The sequence below is a fragment of the Bacillus cereus genome, from assembly GCF_025917685.1.
In the GTDB taxonomy this organism is placed as follows: domain Bacteria; phylum Bacillota; class Bacilli; order Bacillales; family Bacillaceae_G; genus Bacillus_A; species Bacillus_A cereus_AT.
On sequence record NZ_CP089518.1, the window covers coordinates 1797988 to 1819401 of the forward strand.

The following is a 21414-nucleotide window of genomic DNA, read 5'->3' on the forward strand; positions in this document are numbered from 1 at the left end:
AATTATATGTTGTTTTTTCATTGTAACTGTAAGTCTAGGGATGTTTGCTTCTGTAGGAAGTGCCTCTGCTGTAAAATATGTGAAATCATGGGGGAGTGAGTTAGATACTTCTAAGTTATTAAGGACACCAGTGGCGATGGCAAGGGATACAAAAGGATTTTTGTATGTTGTTGATATGGGGAATAATAGGATTGTGAAAATAGATAAGAATGGAGAAGTTGTTGATGCTATAGGAACTTTAGGTGAAGGTCCGGGACAGTTTAATATGCCATTTGGTATTGCTGTTGATAAAGAAGGTAATATTTTAGTTGCGGATACAGCGAATTATCGTATTCAAAAATTTAATGAGGAGTTTCAATTTATTAAAAGTTGGGGCACAAAAGGTAAAGGAAGTGAGCAGTTCTCGTTTCCTAGGGAAATTGCAGTAGATAGCGATAATAATTACTATATTACGGATGAATACAATCATCGTATTCAAAAATATAGCCCGGATGGGCAGTATATTCAAACAATAGGGAGTTATGGAAAGGCGAATGGAGAAATGGCTTTACCACAAGGAATCGCGGTAAATAAACAAGACGAGGTCTATATTGCAGACACATATAACAATCGTATTCAAGTGTTTGATAAAAAAGGGGAGTTTCAGCGAGTAATCGGAACAGGAATTGCAGGTTTAGGCCCATATCAATTCTACCATCCAAGAGGAATAAATTTTGACTCAACATCTGGATTGCTATATGTAGCAGATACATATAACAATCGGATAATGAAATTTACAAATAAAGATCAATTTTTATATGCATCAGGTAACTTTTTCCAGTTTGTTTATCCTAATCAAGTTCTTCCGGATGGTAAAGGGAATATCTATATAACGGATACGGGAAATAATCGTGTACTTTTATATAATGAGGTAGGCCTAACAGCGGTAATGAAGAAAACCATAGGTAATGAAAGGAATGGAAATACACAATATGCAGGACCTTATGATGTCGAAAGAGACACGAATGGAAATGTTTTTGTATCTGATTCTTTTAATCATCGAATTTTGAAATATGATATATCTGGGAAGATTGTTGCTAAGTGGGGAAGTTTATTTGGTACTGGTGGTCCACTTGGGTTCGGAAGTCTTCCAGGACAGTTTTTTGTTCCAAGACAGATTGCAACGGATCGTTACAATAATGTGTATGTATCTGATTCTGTAAATCATCGTATCCAAAAATTCACCAATTCAGGGATAGCGCTTGCTTCATATGGTTCATTTGGAGTATTACCAGGTTTTTTTCAATTTCCATCTGGAATAGCTATTGATAGTAAAGGAAACATATTTATAGCTGATTCAGAAAATCATCGTATTCAAAAATTTAATCCATTCTTTGTATATATGAAAGAATGGGGGAGAAAAGGAAGTGGAGAGGGAGAGTTTTTTCAACCTATGCAATTAGCAATTGATTCAAAAGATAATGTTTATGTTATTGATCGGATTAATAATAGGGTTCAGAAATTTGATAATGAGGGTAATTTTCTTGCAAAGTGGGGTGCAAATCATGGAGCTGGAAACTTAGATCCACTAGAAAATTGGAGAGAGGGTCCAGGAGATCTTTTTTTGCCAATAGGAATTGAAATCGATATAAATAATACGGTGTATGTCACAGATACTTCTAATAATCGTGTGAATATTTACAATGAAAATGGGGATTTTTTAGAGTCTTTTGGAGGTTTTAATGGTATGTCAGGGCAGTTTTTCTCACCACAAGGAATAGATGTGGATAGTCAAGGGAATATCATTATTACAGATGGTTTACTCCAAAGAATTCAATTTTTTAAGAAAGCTAATTAATATTGGAGACTCAAAATGCTTGTTACAAAGGATAGAAGTTTAATAGTTTGGGAATGCGGTATAGGTAGGAATAAAATATTTATATGAAATTGTAAAGGTGTTTAATGGAAATCGGAGAAGATACATGTATACTAACAATCTCGTTTATATTATTCAAAGGAAAAGTCATAATTACGGATGGGTAACTTTGGCGTGTTTGATTCTATCAGAAAGTAAAGTATGGGGAGGATCACAATGTCGATGAAAAAACGTAAATGGCTAAGAACGGTGGTTACTGGTTGTGTTTTAGGTTCGTTATTAGTAACAGCGGCTTGTTCAGGAAAGAAAACAAGTACAGAGGATGAAAAGACGATTAAGGTAGGGGTTCTTGCTTCATTAACAGGTCCATTAGAATCATATGGAAAACAAACAGTGAACGGATTTGAATTAGGGCTAGACTATGCAACTGGTGGAACTGGGAAAGTGGAAGGGAAGAAGATTAAGTTTGTTGTAGAAGATACGGAAACGAAAGCTGATGTAGCGGTTAAAAAAGCTACGAAGTTATTAGAAGAAGAGAAAGTCGATTTTTTAGTCGGATCGTCTAGTTCAAGTGATACATTAGCGGTTTTACCACTAGCTCAAGAATATGAAAAAATAATGGTTGTAGAACCAGCAGTAGCTGATAGTATTACCGGGAAGAACTGGAATAAATATATTTTTAGAACAGGTAGAAATTCATCTCAAGATGCAGTCGCTGGTGCTGCGGCAATTGCTAAAAAAGATGTAAAAATAGCAACGTTAGCACAAGATAATGCTTACGGCCGTGAGGGAATTGCGGCATTTAAAGCTGGAGCGAAGAAATTAGGTGCGAATATTGTAAACGAACAATATGCTGATACAAATTCGACTGACTTCACTGCAAATATTCAAAATATCATTAGCTCAAAGCCGGATTATTTATTTATCGTTTGGGCAGGGGCAAATTCACCTTGGAAACAGTTAAAAGATATGAATGTGGAAGCGCAGGGTATTAAAATTTCTACCGGTGCACCAGATATACCGGCATTAAAAACGATGGATGCGTTAGTAGGAATGCAAGGTTTTTCTGTTTATTATCACACACTTCCGAAAAATAAGGTGAATGATTGGTTAGTTGAAGAACATAAAAAACGATTTAATGGTGCGGTGCCAGATTTATTTACAGCAGGAGGAATGTCAGCGGCAATTTCAATTGTAGAAGCTTTAAAGAAAACAAAAGGTGATACAGATGTAGATACATTGATTAAGAAAATGGAAGGAATGGAATTTGATACACCGAAAGGAAAGATGAAGTTTAGAGAAAAAGATCACCAAGCGATGCAGACACTTTATTCTATCACATTGAAAAAGCAAGATGGTGTTGATTATCCGGTGCCAGTATTAGAGCGAGAATTAACGATGAAAGAGACAGAACCCAAAGTTCAAAATAAATAGACTGAATTTTCTGTTGTTTTGTATAAAGAGGGAGTACACCCTCTTTATACGTATTTCTTTCATACTTAAAGCTTTAAAGGGAGGGATTTCGTGACACATTTGCTAGAAACGAAAAATCTTTGCGTATCTTTTGGCGAGCATCATGTTATTAAGGATGTGAATTTAACAGTACAAAAAGGAAAGCTCATTTCAATTATTGGACCAAATGGTGCAGGAAAGACAACGCTATTCAATTTACTAAGTGGACAAATTTCTCCAACAAAGGGTGAAGTATATTTTAAAGGACAAGAGATTACAAATTTATCAATTTCGGATCGTACTCGATTAGGAATTGGTCGTTCTTTTCAACTTACAAATATATTCCCAGAGTTAACGGTACTTGAAAATGTTCGTTTAAGTGTTCAATCATTTGTGCAAGATTACTATAGTTTTTTTCCGAGTTCGGCAAAATTTAAGCAACAAGTTGGAGAGGCGAGACGTTTCTTAAAAACAGTATTACTTCACGAGAAAGAACATGTATTAGCGAAAGATCTAGCGCATGGTGAAAAACGAAAGTTAGAGCTTGCGATGTTATTAGCTTTAAAAACGGATGTGTTACTACTTGATGAGCCGACGGCAGGTATATCAGTTGAGGAGGTACCGGCTATTTTACAAGTGATTGAAAATATTAAGAAACATCCAGAGAGTACAATTGTACTTATTGAACACAAAATGGATATGGTACTAGGTTTGTCAGACCATCTTATCGTTTTATTCCATGGAGAGTTATTGGCTGAAGGTTTGCCCGAAGAAATGATGAAAGATGAGCGTGTACAAAGTGCTTATTTAGGGGGATTATATAGTGGCACTATTACAAGTGAATAATATAGAGACGTATTTAGATCAGTTTCATATTTTACAAGGGGTATCTCTTACTGTTGAGAAAGGAACGATTACTGTACTGTTTGGAAGAAATGGGGCAGGGAAGACTACGACATTACGTTCGGTTATGGGATTTCACCATATCGCACATGGTGAAATTTATTATGATAGTACACAAGTAAATGGATTATCTACACATTTAATTTCAAGGAAAGGAATAGGGTATGTACCAGAAAATCAAGGTATTTTTCACGACCTGACAGTAGAAGAAACATTCGCTCTTGCTAGGGAGAAGGGAGAAGAAGCGGAAAAAAAAATAGACTGGATGCTTGAATTATTTCCAGATTTAAAGCAATTTTGGCACAAAAAAAGTGGACTCTTAAGCGGAGGGCAAAAGCAAATGCTAGCAATTTCAAGAGCATTTATTAATAGTGATGGTTTATTACTTATTGATGAGCCGAGTAAAGGCTTGTCGCCCATTATGATAGAAAAATTAATGATAGCCATTTTGAAAATGAAAGAGAAAACAACAGTTTTACTCGTTGAACAAAACTTTATGATGGCTAGTCAAATTGGTGATTACTTTTATATTATGGATAACGGAAGAATTGTTCATAACGGTTTTATGCATGAATTAAAAGAGGATAAGGAAATGTGTCACAAATATTTAGGAATCTCTTAACATGAATCCGGGGTGAGAAGGATGGATGTGTTAATCAATTTATTTGTAAATGGGATTTCAACAGGGATGCTCATTTTTTTATTAGCGTCAGGTCTTTCACTTATTTTCGGTTTAATGAGCGTTCTAAACTTCGCACATGGTGGGTTATTTGCATGGGGAGCTTTTACAGGTGTATGGATATTTAATACAACTGGAAGCTATTTACTCGCTTTAATTGGAGCAATTGCTATGGGGATGTTTCTTGGATTCATTTTAGAAAGGTTCCTTATTAGACCGGTATATGGAAATCATGTTCGCCAGCTTCTTGTGACGCTTGGAGGAATGCTTGTACTTAGTGAATGTATTAAAGTATTTTGGGGGCCAAATCCAATTGGTGCTAAATTACCGTTATGGTTACAAGGTAGTTATACATTTGAAGGCGTTATATTAATTAAATATCGTCTATTCGTTATTTTAATTGGGATCATCATTTACATTGCCTTACTATTATTGCTCAAAAAAACAAAGATAGGTCTTATGATTCGCGCAGGTGTAATGGATAAAGAGATGGTTCAAGCGCTCGGTATTAATGTAAAAGCGATATTTTCTTTCGTCTTTTTACTAGGAGCAGGGATGGCGGCTTTGGGAGGCTTCTTATTAGCACCGTATTCTGGTGTTATTTTCGCCGAGATGGGTATGCAGTATGCGATTTTAGCTTTTATAGTAGTGATAATAGGAGGATTAGGAAGCGTACAAGGTTCAGCAATCGCTTCTTTAATTGTTGGATTAGCTGGTGCTTTTACAGCATATTTTATACCGGATTTATCACTTGCAATTAATATGTTAATGTTACTATTTTTCTTAATAGTGAAGCCAACTGGACTTGTTGGTGAAAAGGGGTGAAACGGTGAACAGCACATCGGATCGAATTAAAGTATACTTCGGAGTTTTTATGCTCATTTGTTTAAGTGTATTTCCATTCGTAAATGATTCACGGAGCTTGTTAATTTTGTTCACTCAAATCTTCATCTTCGCTATTTTCGCTATGAGCTTTGATGTTCTACTTGGCTATACAGGCATTGTCTCATTCGGTCATTGTATGTTCTTTGGAATAGGAGCGTATGGTGTGGCACTCTTATTTGATCGGCAAGGGGTGTCTATCACAAACTTTTTTATAGGAATAGCAGCCGCAATTATTGTATCAGCCATCGTTAGTTATATAATTGGTATGCTTTCATTACGTTTGAAAAGTCATTTTTATGCAATGTTAACGCTCGCTATTTCCCAGCTGTTTTTTGTACTTGCTGAAAAATGGCGTTCACTGACTCACGGAGGAGATGGATTTACATTTGGTGTACCAAATATATTCCGTGATCGTTTTACATTTTATTATATAACATTTATATGTCTAATCGTCATTTTCATCTTGTTACGTCTTTTCACAAAGTCTTCAATTGGAAAAGTATTAAAGGCCATTTCACAAAATGAACAACGCGTTGAAGCACTTGGATATAAAGTTCTTCATTATAAAATTATCGCAAGTGTAGTAGCAGGAGTAGTAGCGGCAATTAGCGGTGGTTTATTTGTCATCACATTGCGTTTTGTAAATACGACGGTATTTTCAATTGAAATGACGCTAAACGCATTATTGATGACAATGATTGGAGGAGTTGGAACGTTAATAGGAGCCATTGCTGGAGCTGGAATTATTGAATCACTTAAATATTATTTATCAGAACTAGCAACAGAATATCCGATTTTTGAAAGATGGACGATTATTCTAGGTTTATTATACATTATCGTGTTATTAGTTTTTCCAAAAGGATTAGTTGGAACGATTAAGAAGTTGAAGAATTTTAAAAGAAGTAAGAAGGAGAAGAGTACAGGGGTGGAACAGAACGTGTAAAATAAGTCTTCAAGATGAAAAGGGATGTCCTAGTAGTTAAACATATTAACTAGGTAACATCCCTTTTTATTGTATTAAGCCGATAGTATATGAAGGTTATATTAGCGATTCGAAAAAGGATATCTATTTACCCGTAAAATACGACAAGTGTAGCCTCTTTATTAATTAAATAGTTCACCAGGAATCGCTTTTTCTAAGTCTCGAGTTGTGAAGAAGTTAATAGGTAGTTTTTCAACCGCGACATTTTCAACTGGAACTAATTTATCATTTCTAATCGGTAAAAAAGCTATCCCATTTCCCTCAACAATAAACTCTTCAATAAGCGAATAAGAATCTAACTGTTGAAGTTGATGCTGGGATAGATTGTTTTCTTTTAGAAATTGTATTGTCATATTTCTAAAAGGGCACTTTTTATCGTTACTAACAAAGAAAAGTTCTTTTGAAAAGTCAATGTTACACTGTTCTTTCGCTTTTAATAAGCCTACAGAAACTGAAGTGGTGAATACTTTTTTAAACGCTGCGTCGGGATAATCCTCATAAGTTATGACCATATCAACTTTTTGTTGCTGTAGTAGTTTTTGTAAATGGCTACTACTTTCTATATATATTTGATAATTCCTGAAATTTTCTTTAATACGCATACTTAAATAATTAGTCAAAATAGATTGTGACGTCGCTATTACATAAGAAGAAGTACTTGTTTTAATTTCATCTTTCGCTTCTTCTAAAAGAGCTAATATTTTATTCGTGTAGTCTAATAAAATGTCACCAGAAGGTAACAGGGAAACACCTTTGTTATCTCTATGTAGTAAAGGTGTTTCTAATTCTTGTTCTAATTTTTTGATTCGCTCAGTTACATTTGGTTGTACATAGCCTAGCTCTTTAGCAGCTTTACTAATAGATCCTTCGTTAGCTACAGTTTTAAATATGATAAGATCATTTATTTCCATTCATTTCAGCCCCTTATACGGTATCATTATAAATGATACCAAACATAATTTATACCTATTTTACGTCATCCGATCATCGGTTTATCATTATGTATATAAGATTGAAAGTGAGTGATAAACATGATTGGTATGCAATATAAGGTCATTTTGCCAAAAGATTATGATATGGGGACTATTAGAGAAAGGGTGAAAAAGAATGGTTATAAAACGGATGGTTTTCAAGGGTTGAATTTTAAGGCTTATTTAATTGCTGAGGCAGGTAAGTATGGGGATTTCCATAATTGTTATGCACCTTTATATATTTGGAATGGTCATGAAGGGATGAACAAATTTATCTTTGAAGGGTATTACGATAATATTTTGCAATCGTTTGGGTGGCAACAAATAAATATAGGTGTTCCATTAATTGTTAATTTAAGTAATGATTTTAGAAAAAGTAGATATGCTGTTGAATATGCAAGAAGTATTTCTCCAAGTAAATCGCTGATTGGGACGCAATTAAATAAAGTAAATGAAAATGTGCAAAACATAGAAAAATGTTTAGGAAATGTAATAGTTTATAATCCGGATAAGTGGGGATATAGTCAATTCAGTTTTTATAAGGAAAAGCCTGAAATAGATGTAATGGACGATGTTACTATTTATGAGATTTTACATATTTCACGATGATATGTTGTTGAATGCTAAATTAAGAAAAAGGAATGAAAATGTATGCCTTTTGTGAACGTTTATTATAATGAAAATATATTAAATAAAGAAGAGTTGAAAAAGATAGGTGAATGTATCCATCTTTCATTAATTGAACATTTTAACATCCCTGAAAATGATTATTTTCAAATGTTTTTACCTTATCAACGAAAACAATTTTTGTATAATCCATATTATTTGTTGGAAAGAGGAGAAATGAGAACTGAGAATATGATTCATGTTTCTATTACATGTGGACCTGGAAGAACAGTGCAACAGAAAAAAGGTTTGTATCAATCTATATCCGTTGGGATTTCAGAATATTCCAACGTAAAAGTTACTGACATTTTTATTACATTACATGAGACAGCTGCTGAAAACTGGTCATTTGGTCAAGGGATGGCACAATTGGTAAAAATGAAGGGAGCAAAATGATGAATGAACCAATTGAATTTTATATTCCAAAGAAAATGAGAGAAATAGCACCTGTATTTTCTCATTATAGTGAAGAGATATTATTTGGGGAAGTGTGGGGGGATGCCGCTTTAACATTAAGAGAAAGAAGCTTATGTACATTGTCGGCATTAATCAGTCTGGGTAATATAGAACAATTACCATTTCATCTGAAGCTAGCTAAACAAAATGGGATGATGGAGAATGAATTAGTTACATTAATAACACATATGGCTTTTTACGTTGGTTGGCCAAAAGCTGTGGCAGCTTTAAATATAGCAATGAATGAAATGGAAAATTAAGAATAATGATTTTGGGAGATATTTTTAACGTATTTCTACTTGCATTACTATCACTTGAGTGGTAAAGTGATAGTAAGATCAACGCTAGGAAGTGATGAAACATGCGTGAGAATACGATAGGATCATTAATTTGGTTACGCCTAATACGATTTACGAACCAAAGTAATCAAATGTCAAATGAGTTTTTAAAACGTTTTGATTTAACGACAGCTCAATTTGATGTGCTTTTGCAAATACGGACTTATCAGCCATTAACACAAATGGAGTTAGCAGAAAAGGTTACCGTTACACAAGGCGGTATTTCTCGAATGTTAACACGTCTTGAAAAAGAAGGATATATTATACGAAAACAAGATTGGAAAACGAAAACAATTAGTCTTACAGAGCAAGGGGAAGAGGCTTTAGAAAGAGCATTGCCAGAGCAACTTGCATTTCAATCATCATTTTTTGATGATGTATTAAATGAAGAAGAGCAGAAAATACTATACGAGTTGATGACAAAAGTTCATAAGCATAGTGAAAAAAAAGAATTACCGAATGAGTAATTTTTTTTACTCATTCAATTGACTAATCAAGTGATAAAGAGGAGGAAGTTTTATGTATACAATTCCAGGACATCACCACATTTCTATGGTGACTAAAAATGCGAAAACGAATAATGATTTTTATCGAGATATTTTAGGATTACGCCGAGTGAAAAAGACAGTCAATCAAGATAATCCATTTATGTATCATTTGTTTTATGGCGATTTAACAGGGAGTGCCGGAACTGAATTATCATTTTTTGAAATGCCGAATGTAGGAAGAACAATCCGTGGCACAAATGCAATAACGCAAATAGGTTTGCTCGTACCTTCAATAGAAAGCCTTACATTTTGGAAGAAACGTTTTGAGTCGCTTCAAGTGGCGCATGGAGAAATTACAACTTACGCCAGCCGAGACGCACTGCACTTTGAAGATCCAGATGGCCTACGGTTAGTGCTACTAAATAATAACGGTGAAGAGGTACCTGAATATTGGACTGCATGGGATGACTCTTCTGTAGAGCAGAATCATCGTATTTTAGGTATGGGAACAGTTGAAATGACAGTGCGCAGTTTAAATAAATTATCAAAAACATTAACAGGTTTATTTGGTTATAAAGAAGTATCTCGTTCAGATGATGAGGGGATTTATCAATCTATTGCCGGTCAATCTTTTGGAGAAATTTTGGTGAAACAGCAAGAGGGAGAGAGTGAAAGACCTGGAAAAGGAAGTATTCATCATTTAGCTATTCGTGTAAAAAATGATGAAGAACTGAGTTATTGGAATGAAGCTGTGAAAGATAAAGGGTTCCAATCAACTGGGATTATCGATCGCTTTTATTTTAAAAGTTTATATTTCCGTGAGTCAAATGGAATTTTATTTGAGATTGCGACGGATGGACCAGGATTTACTGTAGATTCAGCAGTTGCTGAATTAGGAAAAGAGCTAGATTTACCACCATTTTTAGAAGAGAGAAGAAAAGAGATTGAAGAGAAATTAATACCACTTGATTAAAAGGGAGAGGACAACTATGGAAAAATACCGTATTGATACAAGTAAAGGAATTGAATTTGGATTATATTCAATTGGAGATCACATTTTAAATCCGCATAATGGTTCGAAAATAAGTGCAGAAAAAAGAATTCATGAACTAATTGAAACAGCTAAGTTAGCAGATAAAGCTGGACTTGATGTGTTTGCTGTCGGTGAAAGTCATCAAGCGCATTTTACAACGCAAGCTCATACAGTTATTTTAGGAGCTATTGCACAAACTACGAAAAACATTAAAATCGCGAGTTCTGCAACAGTATTAAGCACGTCAGATCCGGTTCGTGTATATGAGGATTTTGCTACAATCGATTTAATTTCTAATGGTCGTGCGGAAATCGTTGCTGGTCGTGGATCTCGTATTGGGGGATATAGTTTACTGGGTTACGATGTAAATTATTATGAAGAACTATTTGAAGAGAAGATGGATCTTTTATTAAAAATAAGTAAAGAAGAAAGTGTAACATGGAAAGGGCAGTTTAGAACGCCGCTTGAACATGCGACAATTATACCGAGAGCAAAAAATAACAATATGCCAATTTGGCGTGCTGTTGGAGGGCCACCTGCTAGTGCAATTAAGGCAGGTCACGCAGGTGTACCAATGATGCTTACGACACTTGGTGGCCCAGCCATTAATTTTAAAGTTTCGGTGGATGCATATCGTGAAGCTGCTGAACAAAGTGGTTTTGATCCAGCAACATTACCAATTGCTACAACAAGTTTATTTTATACAGCAGAAAATTCACAAGATGCACTTAGTGAATATTATCCTCATATTCATGCTGGTATGCTTGCACTACGTGGTGGTGGGTATCCAAAACAACAATTTACTAATGCAGTAGATTATCGTGACGCGTTAATGATTGGTAGTCCGCAACAAATTATTGAAAAAATGCTGTATCAACATGAGTTATTTAGGCAACAACGTTTTATGGCACAAATTGATTTTGGCGGTGTACCATTTGATAAGATTGAGAAAAACATCGAATTAATTGCAACTGAAATTATGCCGGCTGTTAGAAAGCACATAGCAAAATAATTGGAAAATACCGGGAGTCTAGCTGACTCTCGGTATTTTTTATGTTAATTCAGTTTTGAAAAATGACGAAAAAATGAATTTTTAGTCTAAAAAAGGAAAGGGTTTTTCTATTTGTGAATAACAATATTCTTAATTTGAATTTTGTAAATACATTTTTCTCTTGACAAAAATATAGCGTGTTTCCAGGTTTGATTTGAGGACATTTTTTAAGAGGAAAGTCAAGCGCATGAAGAGAAAAACGTAATAATAATTGATATAAGAGTCTGTTGTATGTTTGAAAAACAAGTTTTTAAAATGTGAGAAATCTAATTCAAAAAAATTACAAAAGACATATTTCAGACAAAATCCTGTCAATAATACGTCAAAAATCACCTGAATTTATTATGTAAGTATATTATACAATTCGATTAACGAATAAAACACTACTGAAATAGTGAAAAGGTAAATCGTATGAAGAAAGTTCTTTTGTAATTATCTAAAAAACTGACAATCTATATTTTCAGAAAGTACATAAACGAATTTATCTTTTTGTATTTCCAAATGATTGAATTGTTCGTTATGAAGTGAATTCAATCGATATTACGATATAAAAAATTATGAAGGAAGTGAATTTAGCATGGAAACGCTCGAATTGGCACGAATACAATTTGCATCTACAACGATTTTTCATTACTTTTTCGTTCCGCTATCTATTGGTTTAGCTTTTATCATTGCGTTAATGCAAACGTTGTATGTGGTAAAGGGACAAGAAGTTTATAAGAAAATGACAAAGTTTTGGACACAAATATTCCTTGTTAACTTTGCAGTAGGTGTTGTAACGGGTATTTTACAAGAATTTCAGTTTGGTATGAACTGGTCAACATATTCACGTTTTGTTGGTGATGTTTTCGGACCGTCACTGGCAATTGAAGGTTTATTAGCATTTTTCATTGAGTCTACATTCCTAGGTTTATGGGTATTCGGTGAGGATAAACTTCCGAAGCGAGTTCACCTTTTATGTATTTGGCTCCTTTCAATAGGAACAATGTTATCAGCATTTTGGATTTTAACTGCAAGTGCATTTATGCAGTCCCCGGTAGGATATGAAATGGCTGCAGATGGACGTGCGCAGATGAATGATTTCTTGGCAATTATTCAAAATCCACAACTATGGGTGCAATTCCCGCATACAATTACAGCGGCACTTGCAACAGGCGCATTCTTTATTGCTGGTGTTAGTGCATGGAAAATTGCAAAACAACAAGAGACTGAGGTGTTTAAGAAGTCTTTCAGAGTTTCTATCGTTGTCGGAACAATTTCAACAGCATTGGTATTATTTTTCGGTCATGCACAAGCACAAAATTTAATTAAGACACATCCAATGAAAATGGCAGCAGCTGAAGCATTATGGAATACGAGTGAAGATCCTGCGCCATTTACAGTATTTGCAAAAATTGATACAGAGAAGAAAGAAAATTCGTTTGAAATTCAAATCCCTTATATGCTAAGTCTATTGTCATACGATAAATTTAGCGGTCAAGTAGAAGGAATGAATCAAATTCAAAAACAATATGAAGAAAAATATGGACCTGGGGATTATATTCCGCCAGTACATATTATGTTCTGGAGTTTTAGAGCGATGGTAATGAGTGGAACATTCATGCTTCTTTTAGGAGTGTACGGCTGGTTCTTATCAAGAAAAGATCGTTTAGCTGAAAAAACTTGGTATTTAAAATTAATGGTATATGCAATTGCACTACCGTTTATCGGAAATACAGTAGGTTGGATTATGACTGAAATGGGACGTCAGCCTTGGGTTGTCTTCGGTGTTATGAAAACAGAAGATGCAGTATCTCCAAACGTTACATTTGGAGAAGTATTATTCTCTCTTGTTTCATTCACATCATTATATGTAATTATTGGAGGCATTACTGTTTACTTATTCGTTCGTATCATTAAAGGACATGCGAATAAGAAAACGAAAAAGGATTATCAAAGCCATGATCCATTTGATAAGGAGGAAGAGTATGTTATCTCTTAATGAGTTATGGTTTCTAATTATTTCAACCTTATTCGTTGGGTTCTTTGTACTTGAAGGTTTCGATTTTGGTGTAGGAATCGTTTCAAGGTTTTTAGGAAAGAACGATTTGGAAAAGCGAATATATTTAAATACAATTGGACCGTTTTGGCACGCAAATGAAGTATGGCTTGTTTGTGCTGGTGGTGCTATGTTTGCGGCATTTCCGCACTGGTATGCAACTTTATTTAGTGGGTTCTATATTCCGTTTGTGTTTATGCTTCTTGCTTTAATTATAAGAGGCGTTTCCTTTAAATTCCGTGCGAAAATAGAAAACCATAAGTGGAAAAGTTTCTGGGATTGGGGCATGTTTATTGGAAGCATGCTACCTCCTATACTTTGGGGAGTTGCGATCGCAAACTTTATGACAGGTGTACCAATTGATGAAAGTAAAAATATGGTAGGCGGATTTATGAAATTACTTCACCCATTTGCGTTACTTGGAGGAGTTATGTTTCTTCTTCTATGTATTGTTCATGGTTTGCAATTTCTTACTATACGTACAACAGGAAAATTACGAGAACGTGCACGTATTGCCGCGACAAAGATTGCACCTTTTGCATTAATAACACTTCTTGTTTTTGCAGCTGTAGGGTTATGGAAAACAGATATTTTCACCACACATGGTTCAGAGTGGCTAATGGTTCCAATTGGAGCTTTTGTAGCGCTATTTGTTTCTACTTTATTAAATAAAAGAAGAAGAGATGGTTGGGCTTTCTTTATGACGAGTTTAACAATCATTTTGCTAAGTGCAAGTGTGTTCATCGGTATGTTCCCGCGTGTCATGATTAGCTCATTAGGAGCGGTAAATGATTTGACAATTTATAATGCGGCATCAGGACCTTATGCATTAAAACTGATGAGCTATTTTTCTCTTGCTATTTTACCGTTTGTTATCGGTAGTCAAATATGGAGTTTCTATGTATTTAGACAACCTGTTAAGTCAGACAAAGATTTGGAGTACTAATGAAAAGAAAAAGAGGACTTCCGTCGTATCCTGGTAGCCGAGTTTTATATGTGACTTTAAGTCTTATTAGCATTTTAGAGGCGTGTAGTATCATTGCGCAGACAGTGTTTTTAGCACGAGCAATCACATTTTTATTTCATGGAGAAACAGTGCAAGCTGTGCTAAATGAAACTGTTTATTTTGGAGTTATGTTTGCAGCACGCCAAATGTTGGTGCGCGCATCGCAAATATTGGTTGAGCGTTTCGCTGAAAAAACAGGATTGGCATTACGTAAACAGTTAATAGAAGCATATTTTACATTAGGACCTAGATTTGTCCAAACGAATGGGACTGGTCATCTGGTTACTTTATCGATAGAAGGTATTGAGAAATTCAAAACTTATATTGAATTAACAATTCCTAAAATGATTAGAAGTAGTATCGTACCAGGACTAATTGTTCTATATGTTTTTACACTGGATATTAAGTCTGGAATCATTTTAGTTGTAACGATTCCGATTGTGATTATATTTATGATCCTTCTAGGATTAGCAGCGCAGAAAATGGCGGATAGCCAATATGAAACATATCGTGTACTTTCTAATCATTTCGTAGATACGTTAAAAGGGTTAGAAACATTAAAGTATTTAGGGAAAAGTAAACAGCACGAAGGAAAGATTGAAAAAGTGAGTAAACGATATAGAAAAGCAACGATGCGTACTTTGCGAGTTGCTTTTCTTTCTTCTTTTGCATTAGATTTCTTTACGAGTTTATCAATTGCATTTGTAGCAGTTGGATTAGGGATACGGTTAATAGATGGGACAATTATACTGTTACCAGCTCTTACGATTTTAATTTTAGCGCCGGAATATTTTCTGCCGATTAAGCAAGTTGGAGCGAATTATCATGCTACATTAGATGGACAACTTGCAATGGAGCAAATAGAAGAAATTCTACAGAAACAAAAAGAAATAGAAAAGAAGGATTCAAATGTAGATATAGTATGGAATTCTTCTAGTAGCTTGAAATTACAAGATGTAAAAGTAAATAATGATGAATCTGAAAAGGCTATATTAGAGGGAATTGATTTTACTTGGCAAGGTAACGGTGCTATAGGCATTATTGGTGAAAGTGGGGCAGGGAAATCAACGCTAATCGATGTGTTAGCAGGATTTCTAAATCCGTCTGGTGGAAATATGATTGTAAATGGTGTGGAAATTGACGCATCTACTCGAGAAGATTGGCAAAAAAACATTGCTTATATTCCGCAACAACCTTATATTTTTCCACTTTCGTTAAAAGATAATATTTGTTTCTATGAAGCGAATACACTTGATGAAGAAGTTGAGAGAGTTATAAATGAAGTGGGCCTTCGTTCGCTAGTTGCATCATTACCACATGGGATGTACGAAAGAATTGGAGAAGGTGGACGTATGCTTAGTGGCGGACAAGAACAACGTGTCGCTATGGCACGTGCACTTTTAAGTAAAAAGCCAATTATTTTATTAGATGAACCTACAGCACATCTTGATATTGAAACTGAATTTGAAATAAAGCAATCGATGTTACGTCTGTTTGAAGGTAAGTTAGTATTTCTTGCAACGCATCGTCTGCATTGGATGAAGCAAATGGATCATATTCTTATTTTAAATAAAGGGGAAATTAAAGAAAGTGGAACATATGAAGAACATTTAAAGAATGAGACATTACATTTTCATAGGGAAGAGAGGGGAGAGCGATGAGTAATTGGATTAAGCCTTATATACAGCAAAATAAAGGTAGAATGACTTTGACTATTTTCCTGGGGCTTCTTGGGGTTAGTTCGGGTGCGATGTTACTTTTTATTTCAGGTTATTTAATTTCTAAATCTGCTCTCAGACCAGAAAATGTAATGGCTGTATATGTTCCTATTGTCGCAACGCGTGCATTTAGTATAGGACAAGCGGTCTTTCATTATTTAGAGCGTTTAGTTGGGCATGATGTTGTACTACGTATATTAGAAAAAATGAGAACGAAACTATATAGAATTGTAGAACCACAGGCGTTATTTTTCCGCTCACGCTTTCAAACTGGTGATGTACTAGGTGTATTGTCTGAGGATATTGAACATTTACAGAATCTATATTTACGAACAATATTTCCTAGTATATTAGCGTTAGTTGTATATAGCATCTTCGTACTTGTTATCGGTGCATTTGATTTAGTATTTGCACTCATTGCAGGCTGTATGTTAGCTATTATCGTTTTTCTTCTTCCGTTTGTATCACTGCTTTTAATGAAACGACATCATATCGCTTTGAAGCAAGGAAGAAATCGTTTGTATCAACAATTGACAGATGTAGTATTTGGGTTATCTGATTGGCAGGCGAGTGGTAGAAAAAATGAATTTATTAATGCGTATGTAGAGCAAAATGATCAATTGTTAAAAACGGAGAAGAGAGTGAAACGCTGGTATCATATTCGAGACAGTCTCATTCATTTAGTAGTAGGGATTGTAGTTATTTTAATGATTATATGGACTGGGAATGAAGCGTCAAGTGAACAGATTGCACCTACAGTTATCGCGGCTTTCGTATTAATGACTTTATCTGTAACGAATGCGCTTATTCCTATTTCAGATGCCATCGATCGAATCCCATCGTATGTAGAATCTGCTCATCGTCTTAATCGTGTAGAAAGTGAAAGTGTTTTACATGATGAAATGGATTTGCATGGAGATAAAGATTACGTTGCACCAAAACATGTAGATATTGAACTGAATCATATATCGTATAGTTACCCAGATAGTAACGAGACTGTATTAAAAGATGTCTCGTTACAAATAAAAGCAGGAAAGAAAATTGCTATTTTAGGTAGAAGTGGAACAGGGAAATCTACTTTACTAAAACTGTTAACTGGGGCGTTACGTCCGGTGAGTGGCCAAGTTATATTGAATGGTGAACAAGCTCATACGAATCTTTTGTCAAAATATATTTCTGTATTAAACCAAAAACCACATTTATTCGATACGACAATTGGAAATAATGTGCGGATCGGTAAACCAGAGGCTAATGATAAAGAGATATGGAAAGCTTTAGAGAAAGCGCAGCTAGCACCACACATTGCTTCTCTTCCTGATGGATTACAAACAAAAATGCATGAAATGGGAAAGAGGTTTTCTGGCGGAGAAAGGCAAAGGGTAGCATTTGCGAGAACCCTTATGCAAGAAACACCAATCATTGTACTTGATGAACCGACTATCGGTTTAGACCCTAAAACGGAATTAGCCTTAATAGAAACAATGTTTTCTGCAACAGAAGAAAAGACTGTTATTTGGATTACACATCATCTTGTAGGAATTGAACATGTAGATGAAGTTATTTTCCTTGATAGTGGTCAAATCGCTATGCAAGGTAGCCATGAACAGCTACTGAAAGAAAATGAGAAATATCGTAGGTTATACGAGCTTGATAAAGGTATATAAGAATGACATGCAAAAAAACACAAATTCTTGATAGTTCAAGGTTTGTGTTTTTGTATTTGTGGTGAAATCATATAGGTCGTATAAGCTACTTGATCATGAATTGGTTATATATTGTTAGAAAGGGTGTTTAAAACCTATCCTTTCAAGGCAATACTTGAGCCATAGTGAATGGATTGTTGGAAGGCGTGATTAATATGTTTGAAGAGGATGGCATTGTTTTAATTCTGGAGCCTGCTGATGAGCGGAATATGAGGAAATTTATTTTTACAGTACCGAAGTCAGTTTATGAAAAAAAAGAGATTTTATTACATTACGGAACACCTTTAGGCCAAGGATATACGGACATTATAGAAGATATTATTAGTGTACATATAGACATAGATATTCTAACAGTAATAGGGCATGTGAGAGGATAAAGAGAAACTTTAATTAGTGGGAGTCATACTGACCTTGAAAACAGACGTACTTAAAATAAGTATGTCTGTTTTTATATTTATATGAAGATAGTTTCGAGGTGCATGTTGAACAGGAAAATAATGATTTTTCTAGAATGTATAAAAGGAAGATTAAAAAATAAGATATGATGTGATAAGGTGTATAAGAAGAAAACAAAGTGTTTATAAATGAATAAAAGTATGGAAAATATTTGGGAGGTCAAAATGAAGTTTACAAAAATACTGTTACTTTCAATTGTAGTTTCAATTGGTTTGATGGGATGTTCGTTAGTAGAGGAAGGGAAGAACTCTATAGACTATGCTCAAAAAGCGACAGACTATGTAAATGAAATAAGTGCATTTGCAAATGAAGCGCCAGCATTAGCTGAAAAGGCTGTTAATGATAAAGAAGCTCGAAAAGAACTAGAAACGAAACTTACTGAAATTAAACAAGATATACCAGCTTTTAATGAATTAACACCACCGGATGTAGCGAAGGATCTTCACCAGCAAATCGTCGGGTATAATGAAAAGTTAAATACATTAATTGATACCTCTATGCAAAAGATAGAGGAAGGGAAAATGAATGTAGAGCAGTTTAAAAACTCTGAGCTTATGCAGACGATAGAACAAGTTCAGGATTTGAAAGATAAGGTTCAAAATTTAGGGCAATAATAAAAAGATCCGTTTATGATAAACGGATCTTTTTATTATTGTATACAATAGATGATTACACCAATGACAATAATAATGTTGCCAATGATTTTTCGTTTCGTTATTTTCTCTCCTAGGAAGTACCAACTAAAAATTAAAATGATAATATAACTTAATGATTCTAATGCAGATGCTTGCTTTAATGCCAAGCCCTTTAAGGCGATCACATTTAATCCGGCATTAATTACAAATAAAAAGTAGCCGATGATAACATAAGGATTCACATATTCTTTTATTTTAGAATCGTATTGTTGTAAAGTAGCCTTTTTTAATAATATTTGTGAGTAATTGGCTAAAATTATCCCGAATATCAATAATAGCATATAACTATTCATCTTTTGTCACCACCACAATTCCGACGATAATAATAGCTGCGCCAAGTATGTGATTCCACTGTATCGTATCTCCAAATAGGAATACTGACCAAAGCATTGACCATAGTATTATAATTCCACGGTGTGAATATGCTCTAGAAATTTCAAAATTCTTAATGACTTGTTGCCATAGAATTGCGTATCCGAATAAAAGTACAACAAGTCCGAAGTAAGCAATAAAAAATGAAATTGATGCAATAGGGAATTGAGCTGCCCATTTCATGTAGACCATAATGATAGAATATATCAAGAAGGCCACATGTAAAAATACATAGTTTTTAATAGTTGGTTTCATATATTCACTCTCTTTTACTTTATATACACGTATGTAAACTCGATGTATATAATCAATAGCTTCTTATTATATATAAGGCATATTGAAATGATTTTTGTTTATTTCTTCATATTCCAAAATATATAGTATCATGTCTTCTAATGTAAAACAATAGAAGGCAATATGTAGATTTAGAGCTGAAAATAATAGAGTTAGTGGAGTTAGATTTTCCACTGTTCTATTATTTGTATCGTTTTATTTGTTGCATCCATCTCTACTTGAATACCTATTGGCAAAGTAATCATTGGATGAGTATGACAACAGTCAAAATCGGCTAGAAAAGGAAGCTTTTGATTTTGTAATACTTCTAATAATATTTCGTAAGGTTTTCTATTTGTACCACAATCATCAAATTGCTCATGTTTTCCAAGGATGATACCTGAAACTTTATCAAAAACGCCGTTAATTTTAAGTAATGAAAAACTTCTTTCGATAGTAGCTGCATCTTTTGAGCTATCTTCAATAAAGAGAATATCACCTTCTTGAATGTGTGGCATATAAGGGCTGCCCCAAATACCTTGTAAAGTGTTTAAATTCCCACCAATAATACGTCCAGTAGCTTTTCCACCTATTACTGAAATCCAATTGTTCGGTCGAAGATCTTTTTCTTTCGTTTTTTCTTCCCAATTAATCAATTCATCTGACCAAAATAACGGCTGGTTTATGTTGTAAGGAAGGTGTTGATCAGTTAATAAAGTATCCGCAAAATATTTGTATGTGCAATCTACGAAAGGCTCAAATTCACCAAAAGAAGGAACGAGTGCTGGACCATAAAATGTAGGAATTCCTGTTTTTGCATAAATTCCTAGTAATAATGCTGTTGCGTCTGAATAGCCAATCATTATTTTAGAGTTTTTTTGAAAAGAAGCATAATCAATATAAGGTAATAATGAATTTGAATTCATTCCCCCAATTGTCGACATGATACAAGAAACGTTAGGGTTTCTAATTAATTCATTTAGTTCCTCAGCACGATCTTTAATGCTCCCTGAACGATAATAATCATATTGACCTGTTAGTGAACCTTCTAATATATGAAATCCTTTCTTTTGTAAGTATAATTTTGCTCGCTCAAATCTCTTTGGAGAAGTATGGGCTACTGGTGAAGAGGGAGAGTAGATGCCAATTGTATCGCCATATTTTAATGCTTTTGGAAGTATCATTTGTATAAATCCTTTCTATTTATAGTGTTTTTGCGCTTAGATGTTATTGAATATTCTTATATTTCGTTGTTTTTAGTGTAACACATATGAAAAAGAGAAAGAGGTTGAAATTATAATTGCTGTAGATGAATAAATATGCTTTTTACCTTGACGATATAAAGTAATTGTTGTTATGGTTAAACATGAGTGTATAAAAGGTTTGCTAAAGGA

The 21414-nt window shown here is 34.4% G+C and carries 22 protein-coding genes; 18 read left to right on the top strand and 4 right to left on the bottom strand.

What is annotated here, in order from left to right; genetic code table 11:
• Positions 1 to 40: 40 nt before the first annotated feature.
• The 6 genes from LUS72_RS09360 to LUS72_RS09385 all read left to right on the top strand — a co-directional run bounded on the left by LUS72_RS09360 (position 41) and on the right by LUS72_RS09385 (position 6717).
• Positions 41 to 1837 (top strand): 6-bladed beta-propeller, encoded by a 1797-nt coding sequence (locus LUS72_RS09360; protein WP_264449055.1) that lies wholly within the window; start codon positions 41 to 43, stop codon positions 1835 to 1837.
• 234 nt (positions 1838 to 2071) lie between these two features.
• Positions 2072 to 3289: a substrate-binding domain-containing protein gene (locus LUS72_RS09365; RefSeq protein ID WP_097832488.1), complete on the top strand. Its 1218-nt coding sequence runs from the start codon at positions 2072 to 2074 to the stop codon at positions 3287 to 3289.
• A 90-nt stretch (positions 3290 to 3379) separates the two neighbouring features.
• Complete coding sequence (locus tag LUS72_RS09370; RefSeq protein ID WP_000149306.1) at positions 3380 to 4153, top strand: ABC transporter ATP-binding protein; 774 nt, start codon at positions 3380 to 3382, stop codon at positions 4151 to 4153.
• Positions 4131 to 4832, top strand: a complete 702-nt coding sequence (locus tag LUS72_RS09375; protein WP_098361792.1) for a branched-chain amino acid ABC transporter ATP-binding protein — start codon at positions 4131 to 4133, stop codon at positions 4830 to 4832. Before LUS72_RS09370 ends, LUS72_RS09375 begins: the two co-directional genes overlap by 23 nt.
• Positions 4833 to 4853: 21 nt before the next feature.
• Entirely contained in the window at positions 4854 to 5714 is an 861-nt protein-coding gene (locus tag LUS72_RS09380; protein ID WP_000382784.1) for a branched-chain amino acid ABC transporter permease, read from the top strand.
• 49 nt (positions 5715 to 5763) lie between these two features.
• The gene (locus tag LUS72_RS09385; RefSeq protein WP_097832507.1) at positions 5764 to 6717 is read left to right on the top strand and encodes a branched-chain amino acid ABC transporter permease; all 954 of its coding nucleotides are present in this window, start codon (positions 5764 to 5766) and stop codon (positions 6715 to 6717) included.
• A 161-nt stretch (positions 6718 to 6878) separates the two neighbouring features.
• Here the strand turns inward: LUS72_RS09385 and LUS72_RS09390 are convergent, their stop codons facing one another.
• A complete protein-coding gene (locus LUS72_RS09390) occupies positions 6879 to 7667 on the bottom strand; it encodes a LysR family transcriptional regulator (RefSeq protein WP_097832486.1) in 789 nt (262 codons plus the stop codon).
• 120 nt (positions 7668 to 7787) lie between these two features.
• Here LUS72_RS09390 and LUS72_RS09395 point away from each other — a divergent pair, with 120 nt between their 5' ends.
• From LUS72_RS09395 to LUS72_RS09450, 12 genes are all read left to right on the top strand, one after another.
• Positions 7788 to 8336 (top strand): DUF4865 family protein, encoded by a 549-nt coding sequence (locus tag LUS72_RS09395; RefSeq protein WP_097832485.1) that lies wholly within the window; start codon positions 7788 to 7790, stop codon positions 8334 to 8336.
• 42 nt (positions 8337 to 8378) lie between these two features.
• Positions 8379 to 8789 (top strand): tautomerase family protein, encoded by a 411-nt coding sequence (locus LUS72_RS09400; RefSeq protein WP_264448838.1) that lies wholly within the window; start codon positions 8379 to 8381, stop codon positions 8787 to 8789.
• Positions 8786 to 9109 (top strand): carboxymuconolactone decarboxylase family protein, encoded by a 324-nt coding sequence (locus LUS72_RS09405; RefSeq protein WP_170961035.1) that lies wholly within the window; start codon positions 8786 to 8788, stop codon positions 9107 to 9109. Before LUS72_RS09400 ends, LUS72_RS09405 begins: the two co-directional genes overlap by 4 nt.
• Positions 9110 to 9210: 101 nt before the next feature.
• Positions 9211 to 9654 carry a MarR family winged helix-turn-helix transcriptional regulator gene (locus tag LUS72_RS09410; protein WP_001208967.1) on the top strand — a complete coding sequence of 148 codons (444 nt, stop codon included), beginning with the start codon at positions 9211 to 9213 and terminating at the stop codon, positions 9652 to 9654.
• A 52-nt stretch (positions 9655 to 9706) separates the two neighbouring features.
• Entirely contained in the window at positions 9707 to 10648 is a 942-nt protein-coding gene (locus LUS72_RS09415; protein ID WP_097832482.1) for a ring-cleaving dioxygenase, read from the top strand.
• Positions 10649 to 10664: 16 nt separating this feature from the next.
• Complete coding sequence (locus tag LUS72_RS09420) at positions 10665 to 11720, top strand: LLM class flavin-dependent oxidoreductase (protein ID WP_264448839.1); 1056 nt, start codon at positions 10665 to 10667, stop codon at positions 11718 to 11720.
• Between the two features lie 616 nt (positions 11721 to 12336).
• On the top strand, positions 12337 to 13740 hold the full coding sequence (gene cydA, locus LUS72_RS09425; RefSeq protein ID WP_097832480.1) for a cytochrome ubiquinol oxidase subunit I: 1404 nt from the start codon (positions 12337 to 12339) through the stop codon (positions 13738 to 13740).
• The gene (gene cydB / locus LUS72_RS09430) at positions 13727 to 14743 is read left to right on the top strand and encodes a cytochrome d ubiquinol oxidase subunit II (RefSeq protein ID WP_264448840.1); all 1017 of its coding nucleotides are present in this window, start codon (positions 13727 to 13729) and stop codon (positions 14741 to 14743) included. The genes cydA and cydB overlap by 14 nt, the downstream gene beginning before the upstream one ends.
• Complete coding sequence (gene cydD, locus LUS72_RS09435; protein ID WP_097832479.1) at positions 14743 to 16464, top strand: thiol reductant ABC exporter subunit CydD; 1722 nt, start codon at positions 14743 to 14745, stop codon at positions 16462 to 16464. The genes cydB and cydD overlap by 1 nt, the downstream gene beginning before the upstream one ends.
• Positions 16461 to 18185: a thiol reductant ABC exporter subunit CydC gene (gene cydC / locus LUS72_RS09440; RefSeq protein WP_264448841.1), complete on the top strand. Its 1725-nt coding sequence runs from the start codon at positions 16461 to 16463 to the stop codon at positions 18183 to 18185. The genes cydD and cydC overlap by 4 nt, the downstream gene beginning before the upstream one ends.
• Before the next feature lie 194 nt (positions 18186 to 18379).
• Complete coding sequence (locus LUS72_RS09445) at positions 18380 to 18601, top strand: hypothetical protein (protein WP_097832477.1); 222 nt, start codon at positions 18380 to 18382, stop codon at positions 18599 to 18601.
• A 243-nt stretch (positions 18602 to 18844) separates the two neighbouring features.
• Positions 18845 to 19294, top strand: coding sequence for a DUF6376 family protein (locus tag LUS72_RS09450; protein ID WP_264448842.1), 450 nt, complete (start codon positions 18845 to 18847; stop codon positions 19292 to 19294).
• A gap of 35 nt (positions 19295 to 19329) precedes the next feature.
• Here the strand turns inward: LUS72_RS09450 and LUS72_RS09455 are convergent, their stop codons facing one another.
• The 3 genes from LUS72_RS09455 to LUS72_RS09465 form a co-directional block, all read right to left on the bottom strand.
• Complete coding sequence (locus LUS72_RS09455; RefSeq protein ID WP_097832475.1) at positions 19330 to 19668, bottom strand: EamA family transporter; 339 nt, start codon at positions 19666 to 19668, stop codon at positions 19330 to 19332.
• Entirely contained in the window at positions 19661 to 20002 is a 342-nt protein-coding gene (locus LUS72_RS09460) for an EamA family transporter (protein ID WP_070141862.1), read from the bottom strand. Before LUS72_RS09460 ends, LUS72_RS09455 begins: the two co-directional genes overlap by 8 nt.
• A gap of 200 nt (positions 20003 to 20202) precedes the next feature.
• On the bottom strand, positions 20203 to 21204 hold the full coding sequence (locus LUS72_RS09465; RefSeq protein ID WP_264448843.1) for a S66 family peptidase: 1002 nt from the start codon (positions 21202 to 21204) through the stop codon (positions 20203 to 20205).
• Positions 21205 to 21414: the final 210 nt, after the last annotated feature.